This window comes from Achromobacter sp. SX5, from assembly GCF_056711425.1.
Genome location: NZ_CM160041.1, coordinates 691287 through 707750, shown reverse-complemented (window position 1 = coordinate 707750; position 16464 = coordinate 691287). Strand labels below are relative to the sequence as shown.

The 16464-nt window shown below is 70.0% G+C and carries 14 protein-coding genes; 5 read left to right on the top strand and 9 right to left on the bottom strand.

Going from position 1 to position 16464, the window contains the following annotated elements; all coding sequences use genetic code 11:
• The first annotated feature begins 20 nt into the window (after window positions 1-20).
• From AC1M14_RS03335 to AC1M14_RS03320, 4 genes are all read left to right on the top strand, one after another.
• On the top strand, window positions 21-2003 hold the full coding sequence (locus tag AC1M14_RS03335) for a flavin-containing monooxygenase (RefSeq protein WP_111825909.1): 1983 nt from the start codon (window positions 21-23) through the stop codon (window positions 2001-2003).
• Window positions 2004-2885: a patatin-like phospholipase family protein gene (locus AC1M14_RS03330; RefSeq protein WP_479730982.1), complete on the top strand. Its 882-nt coding sequence runs from the start codon at window positions 2004-2006 to the stop codon at window positions 2883-2885. It begins immediately after the preceding gene.
• Window positions 2886-3013: 128 nt separating this feature from the next.
• Complete coding sequence (locus tag AC1M14_RS03325; protein ID WP_102774126.1) at window positions 3014-4222, top strand: benzoate/H(+) symporter BenE family transporter; 1209 nt, start codon at window positions 3014-3016, stop codon at window positions 4220-4222.
• Between the two features lie 22 nt (window positions 4223-4244).
• Window positions 4245-5543 (top strand): serine hydroxymethyltransferase, encoded by a 1299-nt coding sequence (locus AC1M14_RS03320; protein ID WP_168202187.1) that lies wholly within the window; start codon window positions 4245-4247, stop codon window positions 5541-5543.
• On the opposite strand, the gene pdxR is transcribed toward AC1M14_RS03320, so the two are convergent.
• The 4 genes from pdxR to AC1M14_RS03300 form a co-directional block, all read right to left on the bottom strand.
• Window positions 5537-7063, bottom strand: coding sequence for a MocR-like pyridoxine biosynthesis transcription factor PdxR (gene pdxR, locus AC1M14_RS03315; protein WP_479730981.1), 1527 nt, complete (start codon window positions 7061-7063; stop codon window positions 5537-5539). The genes AC1M14_RS03320 and pdxR overlap by 7 nt on opposite strands.
• A gap of 66 nt (window positions 7064-7129) precedes the next feature.
• Window positions 7130-7825 (bottom strand): glutamine amidotransferase, encoded by a 696-nt coding sequence (locus tag AC1M14_RS03310; protein ID WP_102774129.1) that lies wholly within the window; start codon window positions 7823-7825, stop codon window positions 7130-7132.
• A gap of 24 nt (window positions 7826-7849) precedes the next feature.
• Window positions 7850-8677, bottom strand: coding sequence for a YggS family pyridoxal phosphate-dependent enzyme (locus AC1M14_RS03305; protein ID WP_111826334.1), 828 nt, complete (start codon window positions 8675-8677; stop codon window positions 7850-7852).
• Window positions 8678-8763: 86 nt separating this feature from the next.
• On the bottom strand, window positions 8764-9651 hold the full coding sequence (locus AC1M14_RS03300; protein ID WP_479730980.1) for an AraC family transcriptional regulator: 888 nt from the start codon (window positions 9649-9651) through the stop codon (window positions 8764-8766).
• A 119-nt stretch (window positions 9652-9770) separates the two neighbouring features.
• Here AC1M14_RS03300 and AC1M14_RS03295 point away from each other — a divergent pair, with 119 nt between their 5' ends.
• Entirely contained in the window at window positions 9771-10316 is a 546-nt protein-coding gene (locus tag AC1M14_RS03295; protein WP_209164581.1) for a carboxymuconolactone decarboxylase family protein, read from the top strand.
• Between the two features lie 3 nt (window positions 10317-10319).
• On the opposite strand, the gene ptsJ is transcribed toward AC1M14_RS03295, so the two are convergent.
• The 5 genes from ptsJ to hutU all read right to left on the bottom strand — a co-directional run bounded on the left by ptsJ (window position 10320) and on the right by hutU (window position 16285).
• Window positions 10320-11621 (bottom strand): MocR-like B6 salvage transcription factor PtsJ, encoded by a 1302-nt coding sequence (gene ptsJ / locus AC1M14_RS03290; RefSeq protein ID WP_479730979.1) that lies wholly within the window; start codon window positions 11619-11621, stop codon window positions 10320-10322.
• Window positions 11622-11742: 121 nt separating this feature from the next.
• On the bottom strand, window positions 11743-12564 hold the full coding sequence (locus AC1M14_RS03285) for a phosphate/phosphite/phosphonate ABC transporter substrate-binding protein (RefSeq protein WP_479730978.1): 822 nt from the start codon (window positions 12562-12564) through the stop codon (window positions 11743-11745).
• Window positions 12565-12574: 10 nt separating this feature from the next.
• Window positions 12575-13579, bottom strand: coding sequence for an ornithine cyclodeaminase family protein (locus AC1M14_RS03280; protein ID WP_479730977.1), 1005 nt, complete (start codon window positions 13577-13579; stop codon window positions 12575-12577).
• A gap of 13 nt (window positions 13580-13592) precedes the next feature.
• Window positions 13593-14573 carry a Bug family tripartite tricarboxylate transporter substrate binding protein gene (locus tag AC1M14_RS03275; protein WP_479730976.1) on the bottom strand — a complete coding sequence of 327 codons (981 nt, stop codon included), beginning with the start codon at window positions 14571-14573 and terminating at the stop codon, window positions 13593-13595.
• 29 nt (window positions 14574-14602) lie between these two features.
• Window positions 14603-16285: a urocanate hydratase gene (gene hutU / locus AC1M14_RS03270; RefSeq protein ID WP_479730975.1), complete on the bottom strand. Its 1683-nt coding sequence runs from the start codon at window positions 16283-16285 to the stop codon at window positions 14603-14605.
• Window positions 16286-16464 lie beyond the last annotated feature (179 nt).

The window sequence follows — 16464 nt, the reverse complement described above, 5'->3', positions numbered from 1 at the left end:
GGACCCCTATGCAACGCGATATGCAACGCGACACCCCGGCCTCCGATATCCCGCCCAGCGCAGACGCATGGGAGGCCCGGCTGAAACGCGCGCTGGCCAGCGCCAACATCCCCACCCTGCTGATGGTGCTGGTGCACCTGACCGGCGACACCGGCTGGCTGTCCGAACGCTTCCAGTGTTCGCGCATCAAGGGGCTGGAAGACAACGATCCCGGCGGCCTGCCCGACGCGGTGCAGGACGAGATACGCGCGGCGGCCCATGCGGCCATCGTGCGCGCCCGGCAAGGCCTGGCGCCCGGACTGCCCGCCCCCACGCACGCGCAGCTGGTGGCCATGCTGCGCACCAGCGTGGGCGAAGAGATCCCCGATTCGTACGGCCCGATGATCGCCGCCTGGCTGGGCCTGGACCCCGACTTCGCGCTCGAACAGCGCGACGCGTTCCCGGTGCCCGAGGGCTATCGGGTGCTGGTCATCGGCGCCGGCGTGGCCGGGCTGTGCGCCGCGATCCGCCTGCAAGGCGCCGGCATTCCCTATGTCGTTATCGAGAAGAACGCCGAGGTCGGCGGCACCTGGTACGAGAACCGCTATCCGGGCGCGGGCGTCGACACGCCCAACCACATCTATTCGTACTCCTTCGCCAAGCACGACTGGTCGCGCTACTTCGCGCTGCAAGGCGAGATCCAGGGCTACTTCGAAGGCGTGGCCGACCAGTACGGCGTGCGCCGGAACATCCGCTTCAACACCAAGGTGGCGTCCGCCCGCTACGACGAGACCGACATGCGCTGGCGCGTGCGCACCGTGGACGGGGACGGCCGCGAGCAGGACTATGTGGCCGACATCCTGATCAGCGCGGTGGGACTGCTGAACGTGCCCAAGCTGCCCGCCATCGCCGGGCTGGACAGCTTCGCCGGCCCTTGCTTTCATACCGCGCACTGGCCGGCGGACATCGATCTGCGCGGCAAGAAGGTGGGCATCATCGGCAATGGCGCAAGTTCGATGCAGGTCGTTCCCGCCATCGCCGACCAGGTCGAATCGCTGACCATTTTCCAACGTTCCAAGCAATGGGCCGCGCCCTTCGAGAAGTTCCAAAAACCGGTGCCGCAGGACGTGCGCTTCCTGTTGCGCGAAGTGCCTTACTACCAGGAGTGGTATCGGCAGCGGCTGGCCTGGATCTTCAACGACAGGGTCCACGCCACCTTGCAGATCGATCCGGACTGGCCGCATCCCGAGCGCTCCATCAACAAGATCAACGACCGGCACCGCGAGCATTTCACCGACTACATCAAGGCCGAACTCGGCGCGCGCCAGGACCTGCTGCCCGACGTACTGCCCGACTACCCGCCGTTCGGCAAGCGCATGCTGATGGACAACGGCTGGTTCCGCACCGTGGCGCGCGATCACGTCAGGCTGGTCACGGGCGGCATCGAGCGCATCACGCCCAGGGCGGTGGTCAGCGACGACGGCACGGCCCATGAGCTGGACGTGCTGGTGGTGGCCACGGGCTTCGACGCGATCAACCTGCTGTCCTCGTTCAAGCTGTACGGCCGCGGCGGCCGCTCCATCCGCGAGGCCTGGGACGAAAAAGGCGCGGAGGCCTTCATGGGCGTGGCCGCGCCGGGCTTTCCCAACCTCTTCATCCTGGCCGGGCCGAATACGGCGCTGGGCCACGGCGGCAGCGTGGTCGCGCTGCTGGAAACCCAGGTCCGCTACGTGATGGGCCTGCTGCAGCAAGGCATGGCGCGCGCCGGCGGCCGCTTCGAGCTGGAGGTCCGCAAGGACCGCCACGACGCCTACAACGCGCGCGTGCAGGCCGCCCATGACCGCATGATCTGGACCCACAAGGGCATGAGCAACTGGTACAGGAACGCGCACGGCAAGGTGGTGGCGCCCACGCCGTTTCGCAACGACGACTACTGGCACATGCTGCGCAAGACCGACATGGGCGACTACCACTACCGCAGCGCGTCGGCGCAGCCCCGGCGCGCCCGCGAGGAGGCGGCCTAAATGGCGCGGCCCGCACATGGACGATGCCTGGTCCTGGGCTGCGGCGGCGTGACCGGGCTGGCATGGGAAATCGGCTTGCTGGCGGGGCTGGAGCGCCAGGGCGTGGACCTGGCCGCGGCCGACCTGTTCATCGGCTGCTCCGCGGGCTCCGTCGTCGGCGCCCAGCTGGCGCGCGGCGTGCCGCTGACGCAGTTGCTGGCGGCGCAACTGAACGGCGACGCGGCCGCCGCCGAACGCGCGCGGCCCTATTCGCAGGAAGCGGCGGATGAAAAGAACCGCGCGCTGTACGAGAAAGTCGGCGGCGACCTGCGCCGGGCGCGCCAGCGCATCGGCGCCTACGCGCTGCGCAGCGCCACGCCGGCGCCGGCCGTGCGGCGCGCCATCATCGCCGCGCGCCTGGGCAGCGCCGGCTGGCCCGCCAAGCCCCTGCGCGTGGTGGCCGTCGACGCGCACACCGGCGAGGCGCGCGGCTTCGGCGCCGGCGATGGCGTGGACTTCATCGACGCCGTCGCCGCCAGCTGCGCGGTGCCGGGAGCCTGGCCCGCCGTGGCCATCGGCGAGTCGGCCTACATAGACGGGGGCATCCGTTCCATGACCAACGCCGACATGGCGGCGGGGTTCCGGCAAGTGGCGGTGCTGGCGCCGCTGGGATACCGCGACGGCAATCCGGTCAGCGGCCATCTGCGCCGCGAACTGCGCGAGCTGCAGGCCGGCGGCAGCGCGGCGCTGGCGCTGCTGCCCGACGAGGCGAGCGCGCAGGCCATCGGCGACAACGTGCTCGATCCCGCCCGCATCGTCGACGCCGCCGCGGCCGGCGTGCGCCAGGCCGCGGCCCTGGCCCGCGCCGTGCGGGCCGTCTGGAATCCGCCCTCAGACGGCTGAGCGGCGCAAAAGCGGTCTGCCCATCCCTGCGAATGTGGCATGAACAGACCTGCCACACCGATCCTAGACTTCGGGTTCGCGCCCGGCTGGCCGTCCAGCCGGGTTTCCAGACGAACGCGGAGTGCTACATGAACGCATCGCCGGCGCGCCTTCGAGCCGCCGATCTCTTTTCCCCCACCGTCGCGGCGCTGATCTCGGTGCTGGTCAACTACGGCGGCACTTTCGTGCTGGTGTTCCAGGCCGCCGAACTGGCCCGGCTCACGCCGGCCCAGACCGCGTCCTGGGTGTGGGCGGTGTCGGTCGGCGTGGGCGTCACCGGCGCGCTCCTGAGCTGGCGCTACAAGGCGCCAATCATCACCGCGTGGTCCACGCCCGGCGTGGCGTTCCTGGCCACCGTGATGCCGTTCACGCCCTACGGCGAAGTCATCGGCGCGTATGTGATCTCGGCGCTGGGCTTCATCGCGCTGGGCCTGTCCGGCGCGTTCGACCGGCTGGTCCGCATGATTCCGGGCGGCATCGCCGCCGGGCTGCTGGCCGGCATACTGCTGCAGTTCGGCGTCAACGCCTTCGGCGGCGCCAGCGCCGACCCGCTGCTGGTGATCGTGCTGGTGATTTCCTATGCGCTGCTCAAGCGCTTCACCTCGCGCTTCGCGGTGGTGGGCATACTGCTGATCGGCGTGGGCCTGCTGATCGCCCAGGGCCGCATCGATTTTTCGGCGATCCATCTCAGCCTGGCCGCGCCGGTCTTCGAAATGCCGCGGTTTTCGCTGCAGGCCCTGCTCGGCGTGGCGCTGCCCTTGTTCATCATCACGCTGACCGGGCAATACATGCCGGGCATGCTGGTGCTGCGCCACGACGGCTACCAGACCAGCGCCAATCCCATCGTGACGGTGACCGGCCTGGGCTCGCTGCTGATGGCGCCGTTCGGCGCGCACGCCTTCAACGTGGCGGCCATTACCGCCGCGATCTGCACCGGCCGCGACGCGCATCCCGATCCGGCCAAGCGCTACGTGGCCGGCCTGGCCTGCGGGCTGTTCTACATCCTGGTCGGCACCTTCGGCGTCACCCTGGCCACGCTGTTCATGGTGCTGCCCAAGGCCTTCATCACGACGCTGGCCGGCCTGGCGCTGCTGGGCGCGATCGGCGGCAGCCTGGCCAACGCCATGGCCGACGCCCGCACCCGCGAAACCGCGCTCATCACCTTTCTGGCCACCGCCGCCAACGTCACGCTGCTGGGCGTGGGCGGCGCGTTCTGGGGCCTGGTGGCCGGCCTGACCGCCCACCTGCTGATCCACGGCGGCCAGCCCCGGCTGGCCGGCAGCCCCGCCAAACCCTGAAACCATCGACACGCGAACCGACATGACCGATCTTTCCATTTCCGAAGGGATGGCGCCGGCCGGCGTCAGCGCCCTGCCCCTGCAACAGGCCGATCCCGAACTGTGGCGCGCCGTCGACGCCGAACGGCTGCGCCAGCGGCGCTCCATCGAGCTGATCGCCTCCGAGAACTTCGTCAGCCGCGCGGTGCTGGAGATCCAGGGCTCGGTGCTGACCAACAAATACGCCGAGGGCTATCCGGGCCGCCGCTACTACGGCGGCTGCGTCAACGTGGACGTGGCCGAACGCCTGGCGATCGAGCGGGCACAGCGCCTATTCGGCGCCCGCCACGCCAACGTCCAGCCGCATTCCGGCAGCCAGGCCAACCAGGCGGTCTATCTGGCGCTGCTCGCGCCCGGCGACAAGATTCTGGGCCTGGACCTCAAGGCCGGTGGACACCTGACGCACGGCGCCCAGGTCAATCTTTCCGGACGCTGGTTCCAGGCCGTGAGCTATGGCGTGGACCCGCACAGCCAGCGGGTGGACATGGACGAGGTCGCGCGCATCGCGCGCCGCGAACGGCCGCGGCTGATCGTCGCCGGCGGGTCGGCCTACGCGCGCACCTATGACTTCGCCCGGTTCCGCGCCATCGCCGACGAAGTGGGCGCGTTCTTCATGGCCGACATGGCGCATTTCGCCGGCCTGGTCGCCGGCGGCGTCTACCCCACGCCCGTGCCCCATGCGCACGTCACCACGACCACCACGCACAAGACGCTGCGCGGCCCGCGCGGCGGCATGATCCTGAGCAACGACGACGAGATCGCCAGAAAGATCGACTCGGCCGTCTTCCCCGGCCTGCAGGGCGGCCCGCTCATGCACGTCGTGGCGGCCAAGGCGGTGGCGTTGGGCGAGGCGCTGCAACCGTCGTTTCGCGCCTACGTGCGCGCCGTGGTCGAGAACGCGCAGGCGCTTTGCGCGCGGCTGTCGCAGGGCGGCCTTTCCATCGTGTCCGGCGGCACCGACTGCCACCTCGGCGTGGTGGACCTGCGTCCGTGGGGGCTGGCGGGCAACGTCGCGGAACAGGCGCTGGAGCGGGTCGGCATCACGCTGAACAAGAACGCCGTGCCGCACGATACGGCCCGGCCGGCCGTGACCTCCGGCATACGCGTGGGCAGCGCGGCCTGCACCTCGCGCGGCATGGGGCCGGACGCGTTCCAGGAGATCGGCGACATGATGCTGGCCCTGTTGGGCGCGCTGCGCGCCGGCGCCGTGGACCGCCGCGGCGAAGACGCGATCCGCGAAGGCGTGGCCGCGCTGGTCGAGCGCTATCCGCTGCCCTATTGAGGCCGCGGCTGGCGCGCGCGCCGGGGCCGGCTGCCCAGCGCGTTGGCCAGGCGCAGCATCGCGGCCTCGATCTCGTAGGTGGTCAGCGAGGCGTAGCCCAGCAGCCAGCCCTGCCTGCGTTCGGGTCCGGCGTACAGCCGGCTCAACCCGGGCAGCCGCAGGCCGACGGCGGCGGCCTGGCGGATGGTTTCCGCTTCGGACAAGCCGCGCGCGAGCAGACAGGGCAGCTGCAGCCCGCCCGCCGGACGCGCGGGCGTGGCGATGCCGTCCAGGTGCCGGCCGATGGCGTCGAGCAAGGCCTGGCGGCGTCCGGCATAGAGCTTGCGCATCGCGCGCACGTGCGAGTTGTAGTGCCCGTCTTCCATGAAGCGCGCCAGCGTCAGCTGCAGGATCTGCGGCGTATGGCCGTCCATGATGCTGCGCGCGCGGGTGAAGGCGTCCACCAGTTCCGGCGGCAGCGCCATGTATCCCAGCCTCAGCCCGGGATACAGCGTCTTGGCGAAGGTGCCCAGATAGAGCGTGCGCTGATGGCGGTCCAGGCCCTGCACGCAGGCGGTCGGCGGGCCGTCGTAGTGGAATTCGCTGTCGTAGTCGTCCTCGATGATCCACTTGCCGCCGGCCGCCGCCCAGTCGATCAATTCCAGCCTGCGCGCCAACGACAGCGTGGCGCCCGTGGGGTACTGGTGCGACGGGGTCACGTATACGCAGTTCGCGCCGCTGCGGTCGGCGCGCAGGAGGTCCGTGCGGATGCCGTGCGCGTCCACGGCTATGGGCGCGATCCAGGCCTGCGCCGCCTCGAACGCCTTTCTGGCCCCAAAGTAGCCGGGGTTCTCCATCAAGATGGGCTTGCCGGCGTCGGCCAGCAGCTGCGCGCACAGGTACAGGGCCTGCCGCGTGCTGCTGAGCACCAGGATCTGCCCGGCGGAGACCTTGGCCCCGCGCTCCAGGTTCAGGTAGGCGGCGATGGCCTTGCGCAGCGGCTCGGCGCCCTGCGGGTCGCCATGCAGCAGCATGCTGGCGCGGTAATCCCTGGACGCCTGCCGCTGCAGGCGCTCCCAGATTTCGAGCGGGAAATTGCGGGTTTCGGGCAGGCCGGTGGCGAAGGCCTTGATCGATTGCTGGTCGACCACGCCGCCGCTGTCCAGTATCGCGCGGCCGCGCCGGCTCAAGCCCGCGCCGGACTCGGCCGCTCGGCCCGCGGCGTCCGGCCTGACGCGCCGGGGTGCCGCCCCGCGCAGCGGGATCGCCACCGAGTCCGACACATAGCTGCCCGATCCCTCGCGCCGCACGATGTAGCCGTCGCGATGCAATTGCACGTAGGCGTTTTCGACGGTGTCGCGGGACACGCCCAGCGACCTGGCCAGCACGCGGGTCGCCGGCAGCTTCACGCCTGGCGCCAGCGCGGTGTCCAGGATCAGCGCGCGCAGCGCGCGCTGGATGCGCTGGTTCAGGTCCAGGCGCAGCAGGTCCGCGTCGTTCAGGCGTATTTTCAGCGTGTCGAGTTCGAACGTCTTGGCCATGCGGTCTGCTCGGGGCTATGGAACCGGGCCGGCCATTCTATCCGTGGCGCCCGCAAGGCGGGCGCTTCAGAATCCGTCCAGCCACAAGCCGAACGCCAGGCCGGCGCAATGCGCCAGCGCCGCGCCGTGCGTGGCGGCGTCGGCCCGGATGGCCGCCGGATCGACGCCGCGCAGGCTCAGTTCGCAGGCATGGCCGATCAGCCATTGCTCGATGCGGCCGGCGTCGGCTTCGAGATGGAATTGCAGGCCGAGTATGTGAGGCCCGAGCGCGAAAGCCTGATTGGGAAACCCCGGCGTCTCGGCGAGCCGGCGGGCGCCGGACGGAATGGCGAACTGGTCGCCGTGCCAGTGCAGCACCGGCACGGACTGGATCTCGCGCAGCGGCGTATCCAGGCCGTCGGCGGTGAGCGTCAGCGGCGCATAGCCGATTTCCGCGCGGCCGGTGGGCGCGACCTCGGCGCCCAGCGCCGCCGCCATGAGCTGCGCGCCCAGGCAGATGCCCAGGGTCGGCCGGTCCTGCCGCAGGCGCTGGCCGATGGCGCGCAATTCGTCCTGCAGGAAGGGATAGCGGCCGGTCTCGTAGACGCCGATGGGACCGCCCAGGATCACGGCCAGGTCGGCCGCGGCCAGCGCGTCGGGGTCTATCGCGTCCACGCCCGCCTCCAGGTATTGCACCGCATAGCCGCGGTCTTGCAGGAGCGGGGCGAGGATGCCCAGGTCTTCGAACGGAACGTGGCGGACGACCAGCGCGTTGCGGTTCATGGCGGCTCTCCGAAAAGACGGCGCTCAGGCCGCGGCGTCCGGGCCGGATTCGGCCGGCCAGTAGTAGGAATCGGGCGTGTTGCGGGCGCCGAAGATGGCTTGCCCGACGCGGACCACGGTGGCTCCTTCCTCGATGGCGATTTCGTAGTCGCCCGACATGCCCATGGACAGCTCGTCCAGGCCCACGCCCTGCGGGCATTCCTGGCGCAGCCGGTCGCGCAGCGTGCGCAGCAGCACGAAGCATTGCCGCACCCGCGCCGCCTCGGCCGAGAACAGCGCCAGCGTCATCAGCCCGCGCACGCGCAGCGACGGAAACGACGGCATCTGGCGCAGAAAGGCCGCCGTCTCGTCGGGCTGCAGGCCGTATTTGCTGGCTTCGCCCGAGGTGTTGACCTGGACGAACACGTCCAGCGAGCGGCCTTCGCCCTGCAGCCGACGGTCCAGCGCCTCGGCCACCCTGAGGCTGTCGAGCGCCTGGAATTCCGCGGCGTAGCGCGCCACCAGCTTGGCCTTGTTGGTTTGCAAATGGCCGATGACAGACCATTTCAGGTCGGTCAGATCGGCCATGGCTTCCCACTTGCGCGAGACTTCCTGCAGCTTGTTTTCGCCGAGACATCGACAACCTGCGGCATAGGCCAGCCGGATGCGGGCCTCGTCCACGGTCTTGCTTACGGGCAGCAGGCGCACGCCGGCGGGATCGCGCCCGGCGCGTTCGCATGCGGCGTCGATGCGCGCATGCACCGCCGCCAGGTTGCGGCGGAAATCCTCGACCGTTTCGGCTTGCGGCCAGCGGCCGTGCTGGTCGTGCTGCGTCTGGGTATCGCTGCCCAGATCCTGGGTATCCTGGTTCATGACTGCCTCGTGCAGGGATGTGGCGCGCGGCGCGCGCGGAACTGCGCGCGCCAGGAAATATGTCATAGGTCAAATACTAGCATGGCCTAACTGCTTCGGCGCACGCCCCGCGCAGGGGCCGCCAGCCACTCGCGCGGGGACGCGCCCATGCGCTGCCGGAACGCCTTGGACAGCGACGAGGCGCTGGCGTAGCCCAGCTCGGCCGCGACCTGCTTCACCGGCCTGCCGCCTCGCATCATCGAAGCCGCGAGGCTCAGGCGCCAGTCGGCCAGATAGGCGGCCGGCGTGGCGCCGGTGGCCGCCTTGAAGGCCGCCGCGAAGGCGCTGCGCGACATGCCCGCGATCTCCGCCATCTTCGCCAGCGGCCATTCGTCGCAGGGAGAACGATGCACCGCCACCAGCGCCCGGGCCAGGCGCGGATCGGCCAGGCCCATCATCAGCCCGCTGTTCACGCCGGCCCGGGCCGGATGGTCCAGTATCCACCTGAGCAGCTGGATCAGCACCACCTCGAACAGGCGGTCGGCCAGCAGCCGCGAACCGCAGCGGACGTGGTCGGCTTCGGCGAACAACAGGTCCAGCGCCGGACGCAGGCCCTCGACCTCGTCCAGCGGCACCCGGATCAGCGGCGGCAGCGACTGCACCAGCGGATGGCGTTCGCCGCCGTCGAAATCGAGCGCGGCGCAGGTGAAGTCCGACCCGTCCACCGGCGGATTCACGAATTCGTGGCGCAGCGCGCGCGGATAGAACAGCAGCGTGGGTTCGTCCAGCCGCAGCCGCGGCGCGAGGCCGCCGCCGGGCCGGTGCCGCAGCTCCATCTCGCCGCGGCGCAGGACGTGCAGGAATCCGCGGCCCGGCACCGCCTCGAACGTCTGGGCGCCGCACAGCGCGCCGGTGTGGAACAGCGTGGCGCGCACGCGGAAACGGTCCAGCAGGGCCGAGAGCCGGTCTACCTGGGAAATGGGGGGATTACGCATAGTTTGGACGTTCGGACATTTTTTATGGACATTACAGCACCATACGTCCAGACATTCTACGTACGATTTGCCTGTCCGCCCCATCGGGATGGCATTTCTTCCACACCAGGAGTCACATCATGTCCAGAGTTCCCCTGATCGACGCCAACGCCACCACCGCCGACCGCCAGGCGCTGCTGGCCCAGATCCACGGCGCTTTCGGCGCCACGCCCAATATGTTCCGCGCGGTGGCCAATTCGCCGGCGGCGCTGCAAAGCATGTGGGGCGCGTTCGGCGCCCTCGGCGCGGGCGTCATCCCGGCCAGGCTGGGCGAGCAGATCGCCGTGGCCGTGGCCGACCGCAATGCTTGCGAGTATTGCCTTGCGGCCCACACCGCGCTGGGCCGCAAGGCCGGCGCCAGCGCCGAGGAAATGTCCGCCGCCCAGGACGGCCGCTCCGCCGATCCCAAGACCGCGGCGGCGCTGCGCTTTGCGCTGCAACTGGTGGAGGCGCGCGGCCAGGTGAGCGAGGCCGACGTGCAGGCCGTGCGCGCGGCCGGCTTCAACGACCAGGAGATCGTCGAGATCCTGGCCCACGTGGCGCTGAACCTGTTCACCAACTACGTCAACGTGGCGTTCGCCGTGCCGGTGGATTTCCCGGCGGTGAAGCTGCGTCGGGCCGCGTAGGGCCTAGCCCAGCCCCAGGCTTGCGCGGATATCGCGGGCCAGGTCCCGGCACTGGCCGGATTCGATGCCGCTGACGGTGACTCGCAGGCCGCTGACCGCTCCCAGGACGCCGAACGCATCGCCATGGCGCACCAGCCAGCCGCGATGCGCCAGGGCCAGGGCGACGGCCTTGTCGTCGACCTCCAGCGGAATCCAGAGGTTGAGGCCGTCGCCCTGCTCCGCACAGGGCACGCCCTCCGCGCGCAGCGCGTCTTCCAGCATGCGCCTGCGCCGGGCGTAGTCCTCGCGGGCCTGCGCCATCTGCGCGGCGACTTCAGGCCGGCCCAGCGTGACTTCGATCATGTCCTGCAGCAAGTGGCTGACCCAGCTGGTGCCGGAGGCCAGCCGCATGCGCAGCCGGCGCGAGGTCGCTGGATCGCTCGCCACCATGGCCACGCGCACGTCCGGGCCCAGCGCCTTGGTCAGCGACCGCACCAGCGCCCAGCGCTGCGCGCCGGCCGGCAGCACCGAGTGGTATTCCTTGTCGGACAGCAGCGCGTAGTGGTCGTCCACGATCACCATGACCTGCGGATATCTCGCCAGCACGCGCGCCAGCGCCCGCGCGCGCCGTTCGCTCAGGCTGCAGCCGGTGGGATTGTGCGCGCGCGGGGTCAGGATCACGGCGCGCGCGCCGCGCTCCAGCGCCGCTTCCAGGGCCTGGACCTGCATGCCTTGCGCATCGACCGGCACGCCGATCGCGCGCAGTCCGGCGATGCGCAACATGTTGATGCTGCTGAGAAAACAGGGGTGCTCGACCGCGACCTTGTCGCCGGCGACCAGGTGCGAATCCAGCAGCCGTTCGACGGCGTCCACCGCGCCGTGGGCCAGGTCGATCTCGAACGGCGCGGGACAGTCCGGCTCGAACCAGGCCCGCGCATAGGCTTGCAGCCCTGCGTTGACGGTGGGTTCGCCGTAAAGACGGTGCTTGTATGGCCGGATGGCGAGCGCGGCGGTAAGGTCCGGCAGCCAGGCCGGATCGGGATTGCCGCTGGCGAGATCCACCAGCGGCGTGTCGGGCTGGGCGCCTTCCTGTTCGCCCGGACCGGAAGCATCGCGGATGACGGTGCCCAGGCGGCCCTGCGTGACGGCGATGCCGGCGCCCGCGAGCCGCTTGTAGGCCGCGGCCACGGTATTGCGGTTGATGTCCAGTTCGGCCGCCAGATCGCGCACCGGCGGCAGGGCCTGGCCCGGCCGCAACTGCCCCGACTGAAGCAGGGCCCGCACGCAGTCGAAGATTTCCGCGGCGGTCTTTCCTTGGATTTTCATATTGCCCCAGGACAATGCGGCCCCTGATGGCGACAGCCTTGAGTCCACATCGAGTCAATACGCAAGTTTGACACGATTGCCCTGGCGAAGAAAGCCGGCCCGCAAGGGGCCGGCCGGAGCGTCAGCGGATCTCCGGATAGCCCCGCGCCGCGGCCGCGCGCGCCATGTCGGCCAGCGCCGCATAGCGCCCGGGTTCGGCCCGCACGAAGCGCGCCACGCGCGCGTTGCGCAGCAGGGGCGCGCATGCCGGATCATGGTGCAGGGCCAGCAGCGCGTCCGACAGCCGGCCGGCGATGGCCGCGTCCACGTCGGGGCCGGCCACCAGCAGCGGGTTCGGCGTCCAGGCGGTGAAAGCCAGCGTGCGCAGTCCGGCCAGGGCGCCCGGGTCATGTTCGCGCAGCAGGTCCAGATACCAGCCGTCCACCGCCGTCAGGTCGATTTCGCGCTCCGCCAGCGCGCACAGCAGGCCGCGCGGATTGCCATAAGGCCCCTTGGACTCGGCGAACAGCGCGCCGCCGGCAGCGGCGGCGAGCTCGGCCAGGGCCGCGCGCGGGGCGTTCCAGCCTGATTGCGAATCGCGCACCATCCAGCCGTAGCGGCTGCCGGCGGCGTCGGCCAGCGACTGCCAGGGGCTGTCCGCCCGCACCAGGAATTCGCTGCGGTAGCGCGGCTGGCCGGCATAGGCGGGCCAGTCCGGCACCACCGAGGCCACCGCCTTGAAGGCGCGCCCCGCCTCCAGCGCCGCCGCATAAGGCCATCCGCACATGAACGCGCCGCACAGGCCGGGACGTTCCCACAGCTCGCCGATCGGATCGGGCCAGGCGTGTTCGATGCAGCGGACGTCCAGGCCGGCGCGCGCGTGCGCTGCCGCCAGCAAGGCGCGCCAGGCCGTTTTCATGGCCGGCGCCACGTCGTACATGCGCGTCGAGGTGATGAGTTCCATGCGGCGCGTCCTAGGCGAACTTCAGCGTCTGGCCCAGACCCATCCTGCGCGCCTTCTCAAGCATGGCGTGGCCCAGCGCGATATCGGTGGTGGACAGGCCGCGATGCCAGAACAATATGGTTTCGTCGTCGCTTTCGCGGCCGGGCCTGAGGCCCGCCACGATCTGGCCGAGTTCGGCGTGCAGGTTCTCTTCGGTCACGCGGTCGCTGTCCACGTGCGCGCGCAGCGCGCCATAAGGCAGGCCCTTGCGGCACTGGCCCCAGTCGTCGACCACGACTTTGCTCATGATGTCGGTCAGGCTCAGCTCCACCGCGCTCATGGTGCCGTAGGGCATGACCAGGGCGCCCGGCTTGATCCATTCCGTCTTCAGCAGCGGCGTGGGCTGCGGCAGGCGCGAGGCCTCCACCACGATGTCGGCGCCGCGCACGCAGGATTCCCAATTGTCGACCACCCGCACCGGCTTGCCCAGGTCGCGCGACAGGCGCTCGCCGAAGGCCTGCCGGCTCTCGGGACGCCGCGAATGCACGCGGATCTCGTCGAAATCGTAGAGGCTGTCGAGCAGGCGTACGTTCCAGTAGGACGTGCCGCGCGCGCCGATGTGGCCCAGCACCTTGCTCTGCCTACGCGCCAGGTGCTTGGCGCCCAGCGCGGTCACGGCGCCGGTCCGCATGTCGGTGATGGCGGTGGCGTCGACCACCGCTAGCGGCTTGCCGTTGACCGGGTCGAACAGGTTCAGCAAGGCCATTTCGGACGGCAGGCCGACCTTGTAGTTTTCGACGAAATCGCTCACCACCTTCACGCCCGCGACGTGCAGCGGCTCGATATATCCGCGCAGCACGTTGAAATGCCCCTTGTCCGAGGATTCCGGCACCAGGTGCACGCGCGGCTCGATGACGGTCTTGCCGCGGCCCTGCGCGTCCAGCGCGCTTTCGACGGCGGCCAGGATCTCGGCGTCGGTGAGCGCCAGCGCGCGCACGTCGGGGCCGTTCAGGTAAGTGATGTCTATGGACTGCATGGTGTCTCCCCGGTCATTGAATCGGTTGGATGCCGGCCCGCTTGACGATGGCCGCCCACTTATCGGTTTCCTGGCGGATCGTGCGCGCGAAGTCGGCGCGGCTGGAGCCGGCCGGCACCACGCCCAGGCCGGCGAATTTCTGCTTCACGCTTTCCTGTTGCAGGACGGCGGCGATGTCGGCCTGCAACTGGTCCAGGATGGCCGCGGGCACCTTGGCCGGGGCCACGATGCCGTACCACGAGGTCACGTCGAAGCCCGGGTAGCCGCTCTCGGCCACCGTGGGCACGTCCTTGAGCTGCGGCAGCCGTTCGGGTCCGGCCACGGCCAGCGCGCGCAGCTTGCCGGCCTGGATCTGCGGCAGCACGGTGGAGATGCCGGCGAACATCATGTCCACGTTGCCCGCCACCACGTCGTTGACCGCCGCGGCCATGGCGTTGTACGGAATGTGCCGCGTGACGATGCCGGCCGACTGGTTGAGCAATTCGCCGGCCAGGTGCGCGCCGCTGCCCGCGCCGGGCGAGGCGTAGTTCAGCTTGTCGGGGTTGCGCCGCGCGTATTCCACCAGATCCTTGAAGGTTCTGGCGGGCACGCGCTCGTTGACCACCAGCACGTTGGGCGAGGTGGCCAGCATCGTCACCGGCGCGAAGTCGCGCGCGGTGTCGAAGGGCAGCCTGGTGTAGAGCAGCGGGTTCACGGTCAGGTTGCCGGTGGGCGCCAGCCCCAGGGTGTAGCCGTCCGGATTGGCGCGCGCGACGTAATCCATGCCGATGTTGCCCGAGGCGCCCACCTTGTTCTCGATGATGACCGGCACGCCCCATTTGGCGTTGAGTTCCTGGCCCACGATGCGCGGCAGCGCATCGGCCACGCCGCCCGCCCCGAAAGGCACGACGATGGTGACCGGCCGGGCGGGGTACTTCTCCTGGGCCGCCGCCGGCGCGGCCAGCATGCCGGCCGCAAGCGCGCCGCCCAGGCACATCGCAAGATACGTGTTCACGGGAATTCCCCTGTGCGGATGAAGTGGGACTAGTCCTTGAGCATCGGCAGGTCCAGGCCCACCGAGCGGGCGCATTCGATGGCGGCCTCGTAGCCCGCGTCGGCGTGGCGCATGACGCCGGTGCCCGGATCGTTGCGCAGCACGCGCGCCAGGCGCCGGTTGGCTTCGGCCGTGCCGTCGCACACGATCACCACGCCCGCATGCTGCGAGAACCCCATGCCCACGCCGCCGCCGTGGTGCAGCGACACCCAGGTCGCGCCCCCGGCCGTATTGAGCAGCGCATTGAGCAGCGGCCAGTCGGACACCGCGTCCGAGCCGTCGCGCATCGCCTCGGTCTCGCGGTTGGGACTGGCCACCGAGCCTGAATCCAGGTGGTCGCGGCCGATCACGATGGGCGCGCTCAGCTCGCCCGTGCGCACCATCTCGTTGAAAGCCAGCGCCAGCCGCGCGCGGTCGCGCACGCCCACCCAGCAGATGCGCGCCGGCAGCCCCTGGAACGCGATGCGCTCGCGCGCCATGTCCAGCCAGTTGTGCAGATGCGGGTCGTCGGGGATCAGCTCCTTGACCTTGGCGTCGGTCTTGTAGATGTCTTCTGGATCGCCCGACAGCGCGGCCCAGCGGAACGGCCCGATGCCTTCGCAGAACAGCGGCCGGATGTACGCGGGCACGAAACCGGGGAAGTCGAAGGCGTTCTCCACGCCCTCTTCCAGTGCGACCTGGCGGATGTTGTTGCCGTAGTCCAGCGTGGCCGCGCCGCGCTGCTTCAGCTCCAGCATGGCGCGCACGTGCGCGGCCATGGACTTGCGCGCGGCGGCCACCACCGCCGCCGGATCGTTGGCGCGCCCGTCGCGCCACTGCTGCATGGTCCAGCCCTGCGGCAGATAGCCGTTCAAGGGATCGTGGGCCGAGGTCTGGTCGGTCAGGCAATCGGGCGTGATGCCACGGCGCACCATTTCCTGGACCACGTCGGCCGCGTTGCCCAGCAGACCCACCGATACGGCGCGGCCTTCGGCCCTGGCCTGGCGCAGCAGCTCCAGCGCCTGGTCCAGCGAGGTCGCCTTCACGTCGATATAGCGGGTGCGCAGGCGGAAGTCGATGCGCGATTCGTCGCACTCCACCGCGATCATGCTGAATCCCGCCATGGTCGCGGCCAGCGGCTGCGCGCCGCCCATGCCGCCCAGCCCCGCCGTCAGTATCCAGCGCCCCTGCGGCCGGCCGTCGAAATGCTGGTTGGCCACCGCGTAGAAGGTCTCGTAGGTGCCCTGCACGATGCCTTGCGAACCGATGTAGATCCAGCTGCCGGCCGTCATCTGGCCGTACATCATGAGCCCCTTGCGGTCGAGCTCATGGAAGTGGTCCCAGGTGGCCCAGTGCGGCACCAGGTTGGAATTCGCCAGCAGCACCCGCGGCGCGTCGGCATGGGTCTTGAACACGCCCACCGGCTTGCCCGACTGGATCAACAGGGTTTCGTCGGCCTCCAGCCGGCGCAAGACCTCCAGGATCTTGTCGAAAGACGCCCAGTCGCGCGCGGCGCGGCCGATGCCGCCGTACACCACCAGGTCCTGCGGATGCTCGGCGACTTCCGCGTCCAGGTTGTTCTGGATCATGCGGTAGGCGGCTTCGATCAGCCAGTTCTTGCAGCTCAGCGTGGCGCCGCGCGGCGCGCGGATCTTGCGCGAGGCGTCGTGGCGGGCGGACGTTTCGGTACTCATGGCGGGCCTCCGTCGTTCGTTCGGGAGCGGCTGACAGCCCGCTCCCGGCAGTCGATTTAACTCGTATATACAAGTATATTCAACTACATTCTGGTCGGAACGATATACCCGGGGAAGACCCTTATGCCAAAAGTTGGGTAAGAAGACCGCGCGGGCGCGCAGCGCGATACGGCCCGCGG

What these genes read in the sequence shown, in the direction of transcription:
- AC1M14_RS03320 (WP_168202187.1), top strand. Translation starts at nt 4,245, where the DNA reads ATGACCGATCTTTCCATTTCCGAAGGGATGGCGCCGGCCGGCGTCAGC.
- AC1M14_RS03310 (WP_102774129.1), bottom strand. Translation starts at nt 7,825, where the DNA reads ATGAACCGCAACGCGCTGGTCGTCCGCCACGTTCCGTTCGAAGACCTG.
- AC1M14_RS03300 (WP_479730980.1), bottom strand. Translation starts at nt 9,651, where the DNA reads ATGCGTAATCCCCCCATTTCCCAGGTAGACCGGCTCTCGGCCCTGCTG.
- AC1M14_RS03285 (WP_479730978.1), bottom strand. Translation starts at nt 12,564, where the DNA reads ATGGAACTCATCACCTCGACGCGCATGTACGACGTGGCGCCGGCCATG.
- AC1M14_RS03280 (WP_479730977.1), bottom strand. Translation starts at nt 13,579, where the DNA reads ATGCAGTCCATAGACATCACTTACCTGAACGGCCCCGACGTGCGCGCG.
- AC1M14_RS03330 (WP_479730982.1), top strand. Translation starts at nt 2,004, where the DNA reads ATGGCGCGGCCCGCACATGGACGATGCCTGGTCCTGGGCTGCGGCGGC.
- hutU (WP_479730975.1), bottom strand. Translation starts at nt 16,285, where the DNA reads ATGAGTACCGAAACGTCCGCCCGCCACGACGCCTCGCGCAAGATCCGC.
- AC1M14_RS03305 (WP_111826334.1), bottom strand. Translation starts at nt 8,677, where the DNA reads ATGAACCAGGATACCCAGGATCTGGGCAGCGATACCCAGACGCAGCAC.
- ptsJ (WP_479730979.1), bottom strand. Translation starts at nt 11,621, where the DNA reads ATGAAAATCCAAGGAAAGACCGCCGCGGAAATCTTCGACTGCGTGCGG.
- AC1M14_RS03325 (WP_102774126.1), top strand. Translation starts at nt 3,014, where the DNA reads ATGAACGCATCGCCGGCGCGCCTTCGAGCCGCCGATCTCTTTTCCCCC.
- pdxR (WP_479730981.1), bottom strand. Translation starts at nt 7,063, where the DNA reads ATGGCCAAGACGTTCGAACTCGACACGCTGAAAATACGCCTGAACGAC.
- AC1M14_RS03295 (WP_209164581.1), top strand. Translation starts at nt 9,771, where the DNA reads ATGTCCAGAGTTCCCCTGATCGACGCCAACGCCACCACCGCCGACCGC.
- AC1M14_RS03335 (WP_111825909.1), top strand. Translation starts at nt 21, where the DNA reads ATGCAACGCGACACCCCGGCCTCCGATATCCCGCCCAGCGCAGACGCA.